This is a genomic window from Sphingobium sp. CR2-8, assembly GCF_035818615.1.
Taxonomy (GTDB): domain Bacteria; phylum Pseudomonadota; class Alphaproteobacteria; order Sphingomonadales; family Sphingomonadaceae; genus Sphingobium.
Window position 1 is genome coordinate 482,187 of sequence record NZ_JAYKZY010000002.1, and the last position, 13,799, is coordinate 495,985.

The 13,799-nt window shown below is 58.3% G+C and carries 20 protein-coding genes and 1 pseudogene; 9 read left to right on the plus strand and 12 right to left on the minus strand.

What is annotated here, in order from left to right:
• Positions 1-38: 38 nt before the first annotated feature.
• The gene (istA, locus tag U5A82_RS06155; protein ID WP_326287824.1) at positions 39-1,592 is read right to left on the minus strand and encodes an IS21 family transposase; all 1,554 of its coding nucleotides are present in this window, start codon (positions 1,590-1,592) and stop codon (positions 39-41) included.
• Between the two features lie 677 nt (positions 1,593-2,269).
• Here istA (U5A82_RS06155) and U5A82_RS06160 point away from each other — a divergent pair.
• The gene (locus U5A82_RS06160) at positions 2,270-2,434 is read left to right on the plus strand and encodes a DUF5818 domain-containing protein (RefSeq protein WP_326289473.1); all 165 of its coding nucleotides are present in this window, start codon (positions 2,270-2,272) and stop codon (positions 2,432-2,434) included.
• A gap of 115 nt (positions 2,435-2,549) precedes the next feature.
• Here U5A82_RS06160 and U5A82_RS06165 read toward each other — a convergent pair whose 3' ends face one another.
• The gene (locus U5A82_RS06165) at positions 2,550-2,885 is read right to left on the minus strand and encodes a GrlR family regulatory protein (RefSeq protein ID WP_326289475.1); all 336 of its coding nucleotides are present in this window, start codon (positions 2,883-2,885) and stop codon (positions 2,550-2,552) included.
• Positions 2,886-3,333: 448 nt separating this feature from the next.
• On the opposite strand from U5A82_RS06165, the gene U5A82_RS06170 reads away from it, so the two are divergent.
• The gene (locus U5A82_RS06170) at positions 3,334-3,861 is read left to right on the plus strand and encodes a hypothetical protein (protein ID WP_326289477.1); all 528 of its coding nucleotides are present in this window, start codon (positions 3,334-3,336) and stop codon (positions 3,859-3,861) included.
• A 66-nt stretch (positions 3,862-3,927) separates the two neighbouring features.
• Here U5A82_RS06170 and istB read toward each other — a convergent pair whose 3' ends face one another.
• Both istB and istA (U5A82_RS06180) read right to left on the minus strand, forming a co-directional pair.
• The gene (gene istB / locus U5A82_RS06175) at positions 3,928-4,707 is read right to left on the minus strand and encodes an IS21-like element helper ATPase IstB (protein ID WP_326289479.1); all 780 of its coding nucleotides are present in this window, start codon (positions 4,705-4,707) and stop codon (positions 3,928-3,930) included.
• Positions 4,697-6,217: pseudogene (gene istA / locus U5A82_RS06180) on the minus strand (IS21 family transposase). Before istA (U5A82_RS06180) ends, istB begins: the two are co-directional and overlap by 11 nt.
• Before the next feature lie 167 nt (positions 6,218-6,384).
• Here istA (U5A82_RS06180) and U5A82_RS06185 point away from each other — a divergent pair.
• On the plus strand, positions 6,385-7,179 hold the full coding sequence (locus tag U5A82_RS06185) for a hypothetical protein (RefSeq protein ID WP_326289481.1): 795 nt from the start codon (positions 6,385-6,387) through the stop codon (positions 7,177-7,179).
• Positions 7,180-7,797: 618 nt separating this feature from the next.
• Positions 7,798-8,247, plus strand: a complete 450-nt coding sequence (locus U5A82_RS06190; RefSeq protein ID WP_326289483.1) for a hypothetical protein — start codon at positions 7,798-7,800, stop codon at positions 8,245-8,247.
• Between the two features lie 130 nt (positions 8,248-8,377).
• Here the strand turns inward: U5A82_RS06190 and U5A82_RS06195 are convergent, their stop codons facing one another.
• The 5 genes from U5A82_RS06195 to U5A82_RS06215 are packed head-to-tail and all read right to left on the minus strand — an operon-like array spanning position 8,378 to position 9,746.
• Entirely contained in the window at positions 8,378-8,656 is a 279-nt protein-coding gene (locus U5A82_RS06195) for a hypothetical protein (RefSeq protein WP_326289485.1), read from the minus strand.
• A gap of 19 nt (positions 8,657-8,675) precedes the next feature.
• On the minus strand, positions 8,676-8,903 hold the full coding sequence (locus tag U5A82_RS06200; protein WP_326289486.1) for a hypothetical protein: 228 nt from the start codon (positions 8,901-8,903) through the stop codon (positions 8,676-8,678).
• Positions 8,900-9,154, minus strand: coding sequence for a hypothetical protein (locus U5A82_RS06205; RefSeq protein ID WP_326289487.1), 255 nt, complete (start codon positions 9,152-9,154; stop codon positions 8,900-8,902). The genes U5A82_RS06200 and U5A82_RS06205 overlap by 4 nt, the downstream gene beginning before the upstream one ends.
• The gene (locus U5A82_RS06210) at positions 9,151-9,393 is read right to left on the minus strand and encodes a hypothetical protein (protein ID WP_326289488.1); all 243 of its coding nucleotides are present in this window, start codon (positions 9,391-9,393) and stop codon (positions 9,151-9,153) included. Before U5A82_RS06210 ends, U5A82_RS06205 begins: the two co-directional genes overlap by 4 nt.
• Entirely contained in the window at positions 9,390-9,746 is a 357-nt protein-coding gene (locus tag U5A82_RS06215) for a hypothetical protein (protein ID WP_326289489.1), read from the minus strand. The genes U5A82_RS06210 and U5A82_RS06215 overlap by 4 nt, the downstream gene beginning before the upstream one ends.
• Positions 9,747-10,035: 289 nt before the next feature.
• On the opposite strand from U5A82_RS06215, the gene U5A82_RS06220 reads away from it, so the two are divergent.
• A complete protein-coding gene (locus tag U5A82_RS06220; RefSeq protein ID WP_326289490.1) occupies positions 10,036-10,452 on the plus strand; it encodes a hypothetical protein in 417 nt (138 codons plus the stop codon).
• A 116-nt stretch (positions 10,453-10,568) separates the two neighbouring features.
• Complete coding sequence (locus tag U5A82_RS06225; protein ID WP_326289491.1) at positions 10,569-11,033, plus strand: hypothetical protein; 465 nt, start codon at positions 10,569-10,571, stop codon at positions 11,031-11,033.
• 95 nt (positions 11,034-11,128) lie between these two features.
• On the opposite strand, the gene U5A82_RS06230 is transcribed toward U5A82_RS06225, so the two are convergent.
• Positions 11,129-11,467: a DUF2958 domain-containing protein gene (locus U5A82_RS06230; protein WP_326289492.1), complete on the minus strand. Its 339-nt coding sequence runs from the start codon at positions 11,465-11,467 to the stop codon at positions 11,129-11,131.
• Positions 11,468-11,684: 217 nt separating this feature from the next.
• Between U5A82_RS06230 and U5A82_RS06235 the strand changes: the two genes are divergently transcribed.
• Positions 11,685-11,858: a Flp family type IVb pilin gene (locus U5A82_RS06235; RefSeq protein WP_326289493.1), complete on the plus strand. Its 174-nt coding sequence runs from the start codon at positions 11,685-11,687 to the stop codon at positions 11,856-11,858.
• An 81-nt stretch (positions 11,859-11,939) separates the two neighbouring features.
• Entirely contained in the window at positions 11,940-12,242 is a 303-nt protein-coding gene (locus U5A82_RS06240; protein ID WP_326289495.1) for a Flp family type IVb pilin, read from the plus strand.
• Between the two features lie 26 nt (positions 12,243-12,268).
• Here the strand turns inward: U5A82_RS06240 and U5A82_RS06245 are convergent, their stop codons facing one another.
• Both U5A82_RS06245 and U5A82_RS06250 read right to left on the minus strand, forming a co-directional pair.
• Positions 12,269-12,679 carry a hypothetical protein gene (locus U5A82_RS06245; protein WP_326289496.1) on the minus strand — a complete coding sequence of 137 codons (411 nt, stop codon included), beginning with the start codon at positions 12,677-12,679 and terminating at the stop codon, positions 12,269-12,271.
• Positions 12,680-12,994: 315 nt separating this feature from the next.
• Entirely contained in the window at positions 12,995-13,324 is a 330-nt protein-coding gene (locus U5A82_RS06250; protein ID WP_326289498.1) for a hypothetical protein, read from the minus strand.
• A gap of 205 nt (positions 13,325-13,529) precedes the next feature.
• On the opposite strand from U5A82_RS06250, the gene U5A82_RS06255 reads away from it, so the two are divergent.
• On the plus strand, positions 13,530-13,715 hold the full coding sequence (locus U5A82_RS06255) for a hypothetical protein (RefSeq protein WP_326289500.1): 186 nt from the start codon (positions 13,530-13,532) through the stop codon (positions 13,713-13,715).
• Positions 13,716-13,799: the final 84 nt, after the last annotated feature.

The window sequence follows — 13,799 nt, forward strand, 5'->3', positions numbered from 1 at the left end:
TCAAGGGTAGGATGCGTCAGCACAAGATCGTCCTTTCTTCATTGATAATAGGACCCACCACGGATGTTGCCGTGCGCCGGTGTCGGTTTGAGTGGCCCCGTTGCCGGCTGGATCTTGTCGAGCCCGGCCTTGAGGATGGCGTTGACGGATGAGTAGGTGACAGCGCCGATCACCAGCGCCCGATCGCAGGCGGCTTCAAGCCGATTGCGTTCGTAGCGCCGGGCCAACGAGAGGATGCCCATGGCGGAGCGATAGCCCTGCTCGGGATGCGGCTTGTCGACCATCAGCCTTTCCACGAACGTCGCTGTGTTAGGACCCGTTTTCCTGGCGCGCTCGATCAGGCTCGCTGGCGATATATTCGCGTAGCGCTGATGCGCTTTGGGCATGTGCTCATTCACGGTAACGTGCCCACGGCGCTGCGATGTCCGCATATGGCTGGCGACCCGCGCATGATCGTAGAAGATCTCGACTACTCGATGCGTCAGGCGGATATCGACCTGCCGACCGATCAGTCCGTGCGGCACGGAGTAAAAGGTCTTGTCGACCTCGACATGATAATCAGGATGGACCTTGGCGCGTTTCCACTCGGCATATTCGAACACCGACGTAGGTAACGCTGCCAATGCCGTCCGTTCGATCTCGTCAAAGATTGCGCGACGGGATTTGCCGACATGGCGCATGGGCCGATCATTGAGATCAACCAGCAAGTCTGCGATCGCGGCATTGAGATCCGCCAGACTGAAGAAGCGCCGATTGCGCAGCCGCGCCAGGATCCAGCGCTCCACGATCAACACTGCGCCCTCGACCTTTCCTTTGTCGCGCGGCCGCCGGCTCCGGGTAGGCAGGATCGTCGTATCGTAATGCTCGGCCATCGCCGCAAAGGTCGCGCTGAGCGTGGGCTCGAACCATAGCGCTTTGGCAACGCCCGCTTTCAGATTGTCGCACACGATCGCGCGCGGAACGCCGCCAACAAAGGCCAATGCCCGGCACTGCGCGTCGATCCAGTCCGGCAACTGCTGGCTCAAGCTAGCCATTGCGAAGGTGAAGGATGAAGCACCCAGCACCGCTACGAAGATCTGTGCCTGGGTGATGACGCCGGTCACAGGATCGATCAGCGGCACAGTCTGCCCAGCATAATCGGTTTGCAGGACAGCTCCAGCCTCATGCCGATTGCGAAAGCTGACATGGGTCCGCCGCTGGAAGGACAGGAACCGATCGCAAAACCAAGTATAGCCATAGCCGTTGGGATGGGCAGCCCGATATTCCTGCCACAGCAAAACCAGCGTCACGCCCTTGCGCTTGATCTCCCGCGCAACCACTGGCCAGTCCGGCTCGCCCAGATCCTGAGGAGGGCGGCCGACACGGCGGAACACCAACCGTTCGATCGCTGTGTCATCGTCGTAGCCGGCCGGCAACGGCCAGCCTGTCAGCCCAGCCTCGCGCGCCCGCAGTAAATAGGTCGACACCGTCGTCTTGCTAAGCTTCAGCCGCTCTGACACGGCCCGTACCGACAAACCCTGATCGTAGGTCAGCCGGAGGATCGATCGCATGTCCTTCACGTCGGTTCGTCTCGTCTGCTTCCGCCTTGGCATCACCCCTCCCATCGCAACGATGAGGAGCAACAATGCCAGAGCGGCGCATCACAAAACCTAACCTTGATCCTGTCCCAAACCCTGTCCGGGATTTAGCGGAATCACTGTCCCGTATTTACCGAAATGCCTGTCCGCGATTTAGTGAAATAACTGTCCGGGATTTTCCGAAACACGCAACCCTACTGCGAAATGCGGCCTCGGCTTCCGCATCGAGTGCCAGTAGACCAGTACCAAAAGTGGGAACCAGTTGAGGGCCTTCCTCTGGACGGCGGTGGACCTCATGCAGGCAAACTCGTCCAATGGTGACATTTTCAAGAGGCATGTTCTACAAATCTCCCGACAGCACCTTTCCGAGTGCCAAAGTCACATGAATCAGTTGGTATCTATATGCAAGGTGCTTCTCACTTCCATGAGCTAAGTAATCGACAGGTTGGGAGGTCATCATTGAATGAGTTAAACGTTCGGGATGGGGCGCAAACCAGCCATGCAAAGCCGATCACGTCGACCTTCTGTTACGTTGTTACGTTAATACCTCCTGTCGACATTCGATTTTAATGAGGGGATCAGGCTAGCAGGATCGCCATATTTACAGAGGTGTCTCGATCTCCTGACGCACTGTAACAACGTAACAGGCCCGCCAACTCACGTCCCGCGAACGACCCATAACCCTGGACGGCTTGCTGCTGGACGGTCCTCAGCTGATCCTACAAATGCTGGACGGCGGGCAGTGGCAACTGCTGGCCTTGGGCCGCCACGACCGTCTGCTAGGCCGCAGGGTGCGCGTTGAGGGCGTGAGAGACGATCATGACGTGGCCGCTGTAAACAGCATCGCGCCCGCGTGACGCTGACTCAGGGTCAGGTGCGTGGGGCGCTGCTTCCATGCTCCTGCGTCAACATGGGTAGCGCGCAGCTCCAGTTCTAGCGGCGTATGTCGAAGCAATGGAGTGGGTAAACGGCTTAATCCGCAATATGCGTCAGCCGCGCGTCAAACCGCACACCCGGCACCTGCTTCGAGGTGCCGCGCATCCGCAGCGCGCCGTCGTCGGCCCTGCCCGCCATCTCGACGACCACGTTGTTGAATCCGATGACACTGACAACGCCCGGAATGGGCCGATGCTGCGTCACGCTGACCTGCATTGTCAGCACGTCGCCGTCCTCCTCATATGTGCCGACATAGGCGTTGCCGCTATCGCCGCCGCGCAGCTTGCCGCCCTCCTGCAGGACCAGCACGCCAAAGTCGGTGCCGTAGGTGGAGGTGAAGGCTATCTTGTACAGGCCGGTGGGTAGGGACATTCTCGGGCTCCTGCTATTGGGCAGTTGGGCCGGAGCGGCTGGGCGTGCGGCGGCCGGGTCCGGACCGGCTGGGGATGTGCTGGAATATCGATAGCGGGATGGGGTGGTGGGGACCAGTGATGGCAAGTCTGGCCGTTTGCTGACAGGCCTCTTTCTGTTGCCGTCAGGGAGAGAGCTGCCACCCATGACATCGACGGCATTGGCGTGCGTCGCTCGGCCGTTGGAAACACTGCGTTCGGTCGACCAGCTATGGGCGCCCCTACATCGCTGAGACGGGCAAAATCTGCATCCAGAAAGGATCCTTTCGGACGAAACGGGTTGGCCTGCGCCAGCAGGAAATATAAGGAAGGTCGGATACTTGAAGGTTCGGAACAAGATGCTTCAGAGTGTGCGACGTCACGCAGAATAATGCTGGGTGAGCTTGCCGGACCGGTTGGGGGAAATAACATTGAGCAACACCGACGAGGCTTTGAAGAAGCTTTTCGAAACCGCGTCCGAACTAGACGGCCGAGCCGAGAATGAAGCCGAAACGCGGCACAAAGTCATTGACGTGGTCCTGCACGACATCCTCGGCTGGCCGCGAAACCGCACCTCCGTTGAAGAATATATCCGCCCCGGTTTCGCCGACTATGTGCTCAAGAAGTCAAATGGCGACGATCTCCTCTTTGTCGAAGCGAAGCGATCAGGCATTTTCTTCACGTTGCCGATCGCCCACAACGCGAACGAGCGCTTCGCCTATATCGGCATCCAGCAGCTCATGTCTGATGCCAATATCAAGGATGCCATGCAGCAGGTGCGGACCTATTGCATCGATACCGGATGCGAGTTTGCTGCGATCACCAACGGGCATGAATGGATTTTCTTTAAGACGTTCGAGCGCGGCAAACGATGGGAGTCGCTTCGCGCCTTCGTTATTCGTAAGCTCGACTTTTTCCGTGACGACTACATTAAGGTGTTGATTGCCACTGAGATGTGACCCGGGGTTTCCATTGAGAAGTGACCCGGGTGGGTATGGGTTATGTGCGGCCGATGACCGGCAGGTTCAAGATGCTGGCTTCTCCTTTCTGGATTTGGGCGCAGCGGTGCTGGCGCGGAAGCGGAAGCTATCGTTTCCGGTCTCCAGGATGTGGCAGTGGTGGGTAAGCCGATCGAGCAGCGCGGTTGTCATCTTGGCATCGCCGAACACGCCGGACCATTCGCTGAAGCTCAGGTTGGTGGTGATGACGACGCTGGTGCGCTCGTACAGCTTGCTGAGCAGATGGAAGAGCATGGCGCCGCCTGATGGGCTGAAGGGCAGGTAGCCCAGCTCATCAAGGATGAGCAGGTCGAGGCGTAGCAGGCGTTCTGCCAGTTGGCCGGATCGGTTCGAAGTCTTTTCCTGCTCAAGCGCATTGACGAGATCGACCGTGGAGAAGAAGCGGGCTTTCTTGCGGTGATGTTCGACAGCCTGGACGCCCAGCGCCGTTGCGATATGGCTTTTGCCGGTTCCGGGCCCGCCGATTAGCACGACGTTGTCGGCGTTTTCCATGAAGTCGCCCTGGTGAAGCTGACGCACTAGTGCTTCATTGATCTCGCTGGCGGCAAAATCAAAGCCAGCCAGATCCTTGTAGGCCGGGAAGCGGGCCGCCTTGATCTGATAGGCGATGGACCTGACCTCCCGCTCGGCCATTTCTGCTTTCAGGAGCCCAGCCAACATCGGCAAGGCAGCATCGAAGGCAGGCGCGCCCTGCTGGATCAATTCGTCGGCGGCCTGAGCCATGCCGAACATCTTGAGGCTGCGCAGCATGACGATGACCGCAGCGCTGGCAGGGTCATGACGCATGGCGGATCTCCCTCAGCCTGTCATAGCGAACGACATTGGCCTCGGGCTCCTGCGTCAGACGCAGTGCATGAGGCGCATCGATCGGCGCTACTGGAGGCGCCTTGCCATCGATCAGTCGGTGCAACACGTTGAGAACGTGGGTCTTGGTGGCGACACCAGCTTCCAGGGCTAACTCAACCGCACTCAGGACAGCCTGCTCGTCGTGATGAAGAACCAGGGACAGGATCTCGACCATCTCTCGGTCGCCGCCTGGGCGCTTGAGCAGATGGCCCTGTAACTCCCGAAAAGCCTCGGGCATCTCGAGAAAGGGTGCACCATTGCGCAGGGCGCCGGGCTTGCGCTGGATCACCGCCAGATAATGCCGCCAGTCATAGATTGTGCGTCCCGGCTTGTTATGAGAACGATCGATAAGCCGGGCATGTTCGCATACGATCTGGCCTTCGGCCGCTATGACAAGACGATCCGGGTAAATCCTCAGGCTGACCGGACGGTTCGCGAACGAAGCAGGCACCGAATAGCGGTTGCGGTCGAAGGCGATAAGGCAGGTTGGCGATACGCGCTTGATCTGCTCGACAAAGCCATCGAAGGGCCGGCCCAGCGGCATCAGGCAGGACGCCTCCTCGGTATGCACATCGGCCACAGTGCCGGGCATGACGCCATGCTAAATCTCGCTCCATTGGGCGATGCATTGAGCTTCCAGCCAAGCGTTCAGTTCAGCCAGACCAGGGAAGCTGGGCATCGGTTGCCACAACCGGCGCCGAGCATCCTGGACATTCTTCTCGACCTGACCCTTCTCCCAGCCTGAAGCCGGATTGCAGAAATCGGTCTCGAACAGGTAATGGCTGGCCATTGCAGCGAACCTGGCATTGACCTGCCGCGCCTTCCCCGTCCCGATCTTGTCGACAGCGGTCCTCATGTTGTCGAAGATGCCGCGCTGCGGCACACCGCCCAGCACCCGGAATGCCTGCGTCAGCGCGTCGAACAGCATCTCATGGGTTTGAAGCAGATAGGCTCGGACGATGAAGGCGCGACTATGCGCGAGTTTGGTATGAGCGACCTGCAGTTTCGTCACTTTGCCGTCCAGCACGGCATAATCCTCGCTCCAGTCGAACTGGAAGGCCTCGCCAGGCTGGAAAACCAAAGGAACGAACGTCCCGCGTCCGCTGGTCTGCTGTTCATACTGAAGCTCGGTCCGCCATCGGCGGGCAAAGGCGGCCACCCGGTTATAGGAGCCATCGTAACCCAGCTCCACTAGATCCACGTAGAGTTGCTTGGCGGTCCGCTTCTGCTTGCGGGATTTCTTGGATTCCACCCGCAGCCAAGCCGACAGCTTGTCCGCGAAGGGATCGAGTTTGCTGGGGCGCACCGGAACTTTGAAACTGGGCTCCACCGCATCGGAACGCAGGTATTTGCGAATGGTGTTGCGCGATAGGCCGGTCCGTCGCTTGATCTCCCGAATGGAAATCTCCTGCCGGAAATGCCATCGGCGGATCACACTGAGTAAGTCCATGTTGATCACTCCGAGACCCTCCGACTGACAGCCGGAGGGGAGGGAAACATGGGTCAATTCTCAGTGGAAACTTATAGCGCCCCCGGGTCACATCTCAGTGGCAATCAACAATCGAGGAAATTCTCGAAAAATCCCCCGCACGTCCAAACCAGCTACCCGACGACTTCGTGGCTTTGCTGCGTGGCATGATGATTAAAGAGGATGCCGCACAGGGTGATCCCGATCGTGCATTGGCGTTATTGGCCCTGAATGTGCCGTTGAAGCGAGAGGGGTTTGAGGCCTTTTATGGCGATGACGACCACCTCTATTTCAAGCATATCGGTTCTCAGACAATCTCGGCTAAGCCCGATCCCCATAAGCCCTTTACTGCCGAAGAGATAACTCGACGTGATCAACTATCGTCATACCTAGATACATGCTCTGAGGACCAGCTTATCGAGGAGGTCCTTCTGCCTCTTTATCGGCAACTCGGCTATCATAGGATCACGGCTGCTGGGCATGAGGACAAGAACCTAGAGCACGGCAAGGACGTGTGGATGAGGTTCATGTTGCCAAGCCAGCACATGCTCTACTTTGGTTTGCAGGTCAAAAAGGGCAAGCTCGACGCCAGCGCGGACAGCACAAAGCGGGATGGCCCCAACACGAACATCGCCGTCATACACAATCAGGTTTTAATGATGCTCGATAGCCCCGTTTGGGACCCCGAGTTCAACAGCACTCGGCTTGTCGATCACGCATTCATTGTCGCTGGAGGTAAGATCACCAAGTCGGCGCAAATGTGGCTGGCTCGCAATCTCGCACCCCAACAGCGCAGTCGCATCATGTTCATGGACCGTGACGATATCCTCAATCTCTTCATTGCATCCAACACCCAATTGCCCGCTGGTGCTCTACCCAAAGCCCCTACTGGGTTTGGCGGGTTTGGCTTCGCTGACGAGATAGACGACGACGTGCCCTTTTAGTCGTTCAATCGCCTGACTAGGCTTCGCAGCTTAGTTCGCTCCTCGATTGCCACGGCAAGGCGATCCGCCTTAGGTGCTTTGCGAACCACGTTACAATCTGTGCAACTCGTGACGAGATTGTCCGGTGCGTTGTTAGCCCGGTTCCAATCCAAGTGGTCTATCTCAACCGCTTTCCACTCAAGAGCCGTTTTGCACCAGTGGCATTCCTGTTCACCCGGTCCGTATTTGTCATAGGCGATTTGCCTGTGTTGCAGGACGTAGCCGCTCGTCATTGCTAGGGGATGATCGGGCGCGTATCCATGAACATAGCCATCGGGTCTAACGATCAGCTTTGCAGGGACAACGATGGGGATAATAAGGCCCGCTGCTACTCGTTCGCGGCGGCGTTGTCTTTGCCAGACTGCCTGATGAGTGTGGCAATAAGCGGGACCGCCTTTCCTGAGATTTGTGCATCCCTCTACGCTGCAAATTGGTAAGTCAGTGCGATGCCGCCTTGGGATCGCCTTGATGCCTCGGGGTCGGCCTGTTTTCTTTTTGTCCGTCACCCAGATAGTTATCTGAGTGGTTTACTCGCACGTTCGCGGAGGGCATCTTGGGCAAAACGGGGTGGAGCGATGAATGGACCTGCTGACTAATCGGAAAGCGGTCCTCAGCTTTGTTGGCGCGGTCGTCGTCGTAGCCATCCCCGTCATGGCCGATCACAAACCCGGCGAGGTCGCGGACGCATTCAAGCGGTGGCTTCCTGCGTTCTATGTTCTGGCCGGGTTTCTCGTCCTCTATGCCGTGGCGGCGTTCGCGTTTGCTCAGGGGCGGGCGAGTAAGGAATTGAAGGGCGAGCTGCCTATCGTGATCGCGCCTGCAAAGGGTCGCTCAATCAAGGACCTCATTTACGCCGCGAACCAAATCGCCTCGATCCTGCTGGAACAGGGCGCGCTCAGGGTGGGGGAATGGAAGCCCGCTATCCCACGTTGGAGCGTGACCACGACGTCTGGCATGATGACGAGGCGAGGGTTGCACGAAACGATTTTATGGCGATCGCCCGCTATTGCCGCGATCTGCGCGTCGTGAATGGGCCGGGCTGGATGGCAGGGCCAGGTAATCACGCTGGCGACTTCAAACCGGAGGAGCGCGCCGAATACCAGCCGACGATTGAGCAGCGGCGTGACCGGCTCGTCGGGAGGTTGAAGGCATTGGACGCCTAACTAAGCGCCAGCTTCATCATGAGGGCTGTGTTTCGGTCGTTCAGGACGACGATAAGCTCGCCATGCCCTGTGTCGTCGTCCGTGTTGTCATAGACGTTGACGTAATGGGTTTTGCGATCCGACTGCTCTAGCCAGTCATATATCTCTGCTAATTTCTGGAGGGCCGCATCGCTGTTGAGGTAGCGGGCTTGCGACTTCCCAATCTGCTGCGCGAACGCCATGTCGGACCAAGCCACTGCTGGATATTTCAATCTGACTTTGTGGAGGTCTGTCATTGCAATAGGTGCGCTGTCTTCATGGCAGCACGTCTCTTGCGCCCTTCGTCAGAAAGCCGGCGACGCGATAAGGATCGTCGCACGGACCAAAGACCCGCACGTCTGCATCGTCCTCTTCCTCATGCTCGATCACGATAAAGAGGTTCAGAATGTCCGCGCCTGTCTCTACGTCGTCAGCAAGCCCACGTAGCATGGCAGCGATATCGTCAGCGGGACGAATAGACGTAGGTGGTGGAAGAACGATCATGCACCACCCCACGTCAGCTTGAACAGCATGAGGTCTGAGGCTTCGCGGAAGACGAAATAGTGGGCGTAAGTGGTATCCTGATCGGACCCGTCATCGAGCACCTCGTCAAACTGAAACTCGTGGTCGCCGCCCATAGGCTCATACCAGCGGCCCTTGGCATTAGCCTCACACCACGACACCATATCGGAGGCATGGTCATTGTAGGCGGTGAACACGACTGCGATATGCGGGAACGAGACGAGCCGCTTCATAGGGCACCACCATGCTGTAGCTTAAACAGCACTGCACCCTTTGGGTCGCCCGCCGCGAATAGCTCATAGACCTTGGCCGCGTTCCAAGCGGAGTTGCCCTCAGGCAGATAGAGCAGCGCCATCGCGGGTGTGAGTTGCAGGATTGCGGCTCTCGTGGCGGGCTGGTCTTGCAACTGGCACAGCCTATCAATCTCACCGTAGAAGCGGTCGAGTAGCATTTCGAGTGTGACGGCGCTCATGCAGCCACCTCAGCAAGCCAAGCCTGCGCCGCTTCGGCCTTCTCCTGCTTCCAATCCTGCCCGTCCCATGCCTCCCAGCGGGTCTCGTGGTCGCGGTCTGCTGGATCGAGTTTAGCATCTGGTCTGTAGGCGATGATGTCATTGTAGGCGCGATCGAAGCGGGCAAGGCGCGATCGTTCCCGCCAGACGATTGAGTGTTCGGCAAGGAGAGCTTCGCGCTCCTCGATGGTCACGCTCGTGCGGTAATTGCCGTTGCTGTAAAGAATGTGCGTGATCGCCTCGTCGCGTTTCCTGACTGCGTTCAGTTCGACACGCAGGAGGTCGCGGGCTTTTCGTGCTTCGTCGCGGGTCATCGCAGGCACCTAAGCGCGCCATACTGACGTCCCATATTCTGACGCCATCTGTAGTCATCAATCCAATCTCGGAGCATGGTGAGACCAAGGGTGGCTAGGACAAGGGTGGTGATAATAACGATGTGGTGGATCATAGAATTGCGCCTCCCAACGCGAGTTTCTGTGCTCCTATTTATTCTGGTGCAGAAATCTCACCTGAGTGGCTTTTCTGGTGTTGCTCTGTGGTTCTAGCGACAACATACGATTGGAGCAGGGCAACTAGGGCGCTGCTGTAGATCGGAGACACACAATGGCTAACTTCAACCCCACCTCGCTCAAGCCGGCTTCCCAGATCGCGGAATTCGCCGACAAGGCCGCTGGCGCACGGACGGCAAAGGCCGTGGTTCTCGACGGGATCAAGCGTCAGGTTGCGCTGTTTAAGGACCCTAAGGTCGAAGGTCGGCGCTGGTTCACGTCGGGCGCTACCCACACGGCGTTCACGATCCGCGTAGCTAACAAGCCGCTCAAGCTGTCGGGCGCGGAGACCAAGCTGGCCGTGGAGACTAAGGACTTCGAGGCCGCGATGGACTACTTCGCCAAGGAAATCAGCACCGGCAAGCTGGACGCGCAGTTGGACGAGGCGACCGCCGCGATGGATGCGCGCAAGGCCAAGATGAAGACCACGCGCGCTGCGAAGAAGGACGCAAAGCCGGAAGCGGGCAAGTAACAGCACGTTCCCTACTACCTACCGGGGCGCCTTTCGGGGCGCCCTTTTTGCGTCTGCGCTTGACACTCTGGTAAGCCTGTGTGCCTAAAGTCGCCCCACAAACTGTGGAGGACGCAATGGCTATCAAAGACCTGTTCGGCTTTATCGACAATAAGCTGGAGGAGGTGTTCCACCGCCCCGCATGGAACGCCGAAGCTGCGCGGAAGCCGCTGCTCAAGGGCATAGACAACGCCAAGCGGCAGTTCGAGACAGGCCAGACTAAAGCCCCGAACCGTTGGTGGAAAGTCAGCAACGGTGTGGTTGCTCTGACGGTCAAGGTAGCCGGTGACACCTTCGACATAAACGGCGTGGCGACCAACCACATGCCTGAGGATCGTTTTGTCGAGTTCCTTGACAAGTTCAAGGCCGCTGTCGAGGCAGGTGACTTCGATGACGAGTTGAAGAACAAGGGCAACGGCGATGCCAGCGTCATCATCAAGCCTGCGCGCAAGAGAGCGCCCATGAGCGATGCTGCTAAGGAGAACATGCGCCAAGCTGCGCTGCGCCGTGAGGCGGCTAAGAAGGGCTCTGCGGAAGCCTGACGTGGAAAGTGCCGGTGGTGTTGATCGACCACCGGCACCCAAAAGAAACCCAGACGGGCGATAAGGAGATAACCTCCCGTCCGCTCCTATTTAGCTCAAACGATCAATAGCCCGCCGTTAGCGCGAGCCTGCTGCGCGTAACCACGCAACGTGGTTGTCGGCTTGAACGCCAAGTCCTGAACCACCCTCAATCCCTGAACGTCCATGTCGGCTAACTCGGGTAGCCATACGCTGCCGAGTTCAGCGACAAAAATCTGGCACAGGCCAAAGGCGATCTCCGTGTCCTCCAACTCGGTGAGCAGCCATTGCATATCCGTGCCCTCAATATGTAATCGGACAGCGGGTTCAAAATCGCGTTCCGAGCGCGTCCCTTTGACCTTCGCTTGTTCTTGCCCGTTGATAACGAGGCGCTGAACGTCCTCAGGGCGGATCATCCGTAACCAATCCATGCTTGTCCTCCGTGCGTGTGTTGCACGCGCACGAATGCGCCTGCGAGCACAAAGGGCAACCGAAAAGAGGCACAGTGCAGGCACAAAAACATGCACAGTGGGTAAGGTCCCTTTAACACCCTGAACGCAGATAGAGGAGGCCAAGCGCAGACACGCAACAGCGAGGAAGCGCAAAGCAAATGCAACACACTGGAGATCGACTATGAAGAAGTTCAAGACGCTGCTGCGCGACAGCAAGGGCGCAACGGCAATCGAATACGGCCTGATCGCGGCCCTGATTTCGGTGGCCGCAATCGGCGCGCTGACCGCAGTCGGTGGCAACGTCAACAAGACGTTCCAGAACGCAAGCGACACGCTCGCGGCGCACGTTTCGTAAGCTGTAACGGTCTCCTACAGCTTCACGCCCGGGGGTCGTCAGCGAAAGCTGGCGGCCCTTTTCGTATTTGGAGGGAATGACATGCGCTTATTGAAGGATCGGAAGGGCGCGACCGCGATCGAATACAGCCTGTGCGCTGCGCTGATCGGCGTTACGCTCGCCGTGGGGCTGACCACGCCTGTAGCGCGCTATCAGGGCTTCACGACCGCCGACGTATTGCGAAGCCCCTATGCCGTAGCAGCAATCATGTCGGACACAAACGAGGTCAACGCCCAATTCAGGGCCTACATCGTCCTGTGTAGGTCGAATGGCGGCAGTCCGTTTGCCAAGGTCAATACGGACCCCGACAACCTCGTCGCGGCGATGGCCTGCTTCGAGAACTAAAAGGGGAGGGCGCCTTGCCCTCCCCGTTACTCGACTGCCTTGGGGCGTCCAAAGTGAGCAACCGCATACTTGGCAAGCTGTTCGTCAGCATCATGCCACGCGATCACATCGCCAGCCGGTTCCTCCGTCTCCGTGAACTCCCGAAAGAAGCCGACCTCACCACTTGTGGGATCGGTGTGGTGCCGTGGGTTCATGGCGAAGATCATGCCGCGCACCGGCGGTCCCTCCTCGGGCCACGAAATAGCGCAGTAGGGCACGGCATCGCCGTCCATGAGGTTCACCGCACGTTCCATATACGCGATGCCAGCGGCCTTGATGCGCGCCAGCGTGCCTGCGTCGGGGACCACGTTCCTGCTGTCCTTGGTGTCCAGAACAGTGCTGTAAAGCAACTCCCTGAAACCTCCGACGTGCGTTACCTCAATCGACCTATTGCCCATTTGTGCCCCTTTCGTGTCGAGGCTCTACCAACAGCCAGTTGGGCAGTTAGTCAACCGAATAGACAGGTGGACCACAGATGGTTGAAGCGGGAGTTGCCTCCCGCTTCCTTGTTAAGCGCTCTTCTCGCCCGGATTGGGATAAGTCAACTGGATGGGAAGGCCGCGATCGTCTGGGTTGTCGGGCTGCACGAGGTTCATCCTCCCCCGTGCGTTGCGCCAGCCCTGACCGCTTGCGTCTACGAACCAGCAGCGCGGGTCCGTGGGTTCGCACTCCATCAAGTAGAAGCCGATAAAAGCGAGGTTCCACGGCATCGGTCAGCCCTCCCTCTTCCAGTTAGTGCCGTGCATGTAGAACACCTTGTCGGGGTCCTGCGCGTCGCACTCGGTCAGCGTGTAGCCGCCCATTGCGTCGTGGAACGTGCGCTTTGCCGTTGCGGGCTGCTCGAAGTTCGCGCCTTCCAGCTTCCACCACGTCCCGTTCAGGAACCCGAACCGATTGGGGTCATCGACCTCGCACTCGATCAAAAACACTGCGCGGACTGGCTTCTCGCCGTGCTCTACAATGCGGGTCTTAATCCAACCCTGCTCAACGGGGCGCTTGTTGAGCAGCATGTCGTTGCGATCGATCTGTTTGCGAGCCTGCATGTGTCGTCTCCTTTGTGTGTTGCCTGCTCGTTCTGTGTTCAGGTGAATGGGAGAGCAACACCTGATTAACTGTGTTTGTGGTTTTTCTGGTGATTATCTCGGTGGTTAAATCTGTGGTCCAGAAATCTGATTATTCTGGAAATCTGGACTAGGAATGTGGTTCAGGCGATGTCGTTAGTGTGGTCATCGGAAACGGAGACACACAATGCACGCACAGATCGACACGCAGGCGCTGGCAGTTTTTGCACTCGACACGTTCGACTTCAACGAAGCCTACGAGGACGACGCCTTTGGTTTCGAGTTTGCAGGTCAGCGCCTCTACTGCGAGCGCAAGCGCAGCATGTTCGTAATCCATGTCGGTTCGGAGAAGATCAAGCTGCCGCGCTGCTGAGTGTTCAGCAAGGGGCCACAGGGGGCCAAATTGGTAAGCTGCGCTGCATGGCGCAGCTTTCCTGTCTAACCCCTAGCAGGGCGT

Excerpts from the sequence above, each read along its gene's own strand:
- istA (WP_326287824.1), bottom strand. The coding sequence starts at position 1,592 with ATGCCAAGGCGGAAGCAGACGAGACGAACCGACGTGAAGGACATGCGA.
- U5A82_RS06165 (WP_326289475.1), bottom strand. The coding sequence starts at position 2,885 with ATGTCCCTACCCACCGGCCTGTACAAGATAGCCTTCACCTCCACCTAC.
- istB (WP_326289479.1), bottom strand. The coding sequence starts at position 4,707 with ATGCGTCATGACCCTGCCAGCGCTGCGGTCATCGTCATGCTGCGCAGC.
- U5A82_RS06190 (WP_326289483.1), top strand. The coding sequence starts at position 7,798 with ATGGACCTGCTGACTAATCGGAAAGCGGTCCTCAGCTTTGTTGGCGCG.
- U5A82_RS06195 (WP_326289485.1), bottom strand. The coding sequence starts at position 8,656 with ATGACAGACCTCCACAAAGTCAGATTGAAATATCCAGCAGTGGCTTGG.
- U5A82_RS06200 (WP_326289486.1), bottom strand. The coding sequence starts at position 8,903 with ATGATCGTTCTTCCACCACCTACGTCTATTCGTCCCGCTGACGATATC.
- U5A82_RS06205 (WP_326289487.1), bottom strand. The coding sequence starts at position 9,154 with ATGAAGCGGCTCGTCTCGTTCCCGCATATCGCAGTCGTGTTCACCGCC.
- U5A82_RS06210 (WP_326289488.1), bottom strand. The coding sequence starts at position 9,393 with ATGAGCGCCGTCACACTCGAAATGCTACTCGACCGCTTCTACGGTGAG.
- U5A82_RS06215 (WP_326289489.1), bottom strand. The coding sequence starts at position 9,746 with ATGACCCGCGACGAAGCACGAAAAGCCCGCGACCTCCTGCGTGTCGAA.
- U5A82_RS06220 (WP_326289490.1), top strand. The coding sequence starts at position 10,036 with ATGGCTAACTTCAACCCCACCTCGCTCAAGCCGGCTTCCCAGATCGCG.
- U5A82_RS06225 (WP_326289491.1), top strand. The coding sequence starts at position 10,569 with ATGGCTATCAAAGACCTGTTCGGCTTTATCGACAATAAGCTGGAGGAG.
- U5A82_RS06230 (WP_326289492.1), bottom strand. The coding sequence starts at position 11,467 with ATGATCCGCCCTGAGGACGTTCAGCGCCTCGTTATCAACGGGCAAGAA.
- U5A82_RS06235 (WP_326289493.1), top strand. The coding sequence starts at position 11,685 with ATGAAGAAGTTCAAGACGCTGCTGCGCGACAGCAAGGGCGCAACGGCA.
- U5A82_RS06240 (WP_326289495.1), top strand. The coding sequence starts at position 11,940 with ATGCGCTTATTGAAGGATCGGAAGGGCGCGACCGCGATCGAATACAGC.
- U5A82_RS06245 (WP_326289496.1), bottom strand. The coding sequence starts at position 12,679 with ATGGGCAATAGGTCGATTGAGGTAACGCACGTCGGAGGTTTCAGGGAG.
- U5A82_RS06250 (WP_326289498.1), bottom strand. The coding sequence starts at position 13,324 with ATGCAGGCTCGCAAACAGATCGATCGCAACGACATGCTGCTCAACAAG.
- U5A82_RS06255 (WP_326289500.1), top strand. The coding sequence starts at position 13,530 with ATGCACGCACAGATCGACACGCAGGCGCTGGCAGTTTTTGCACTCGAC.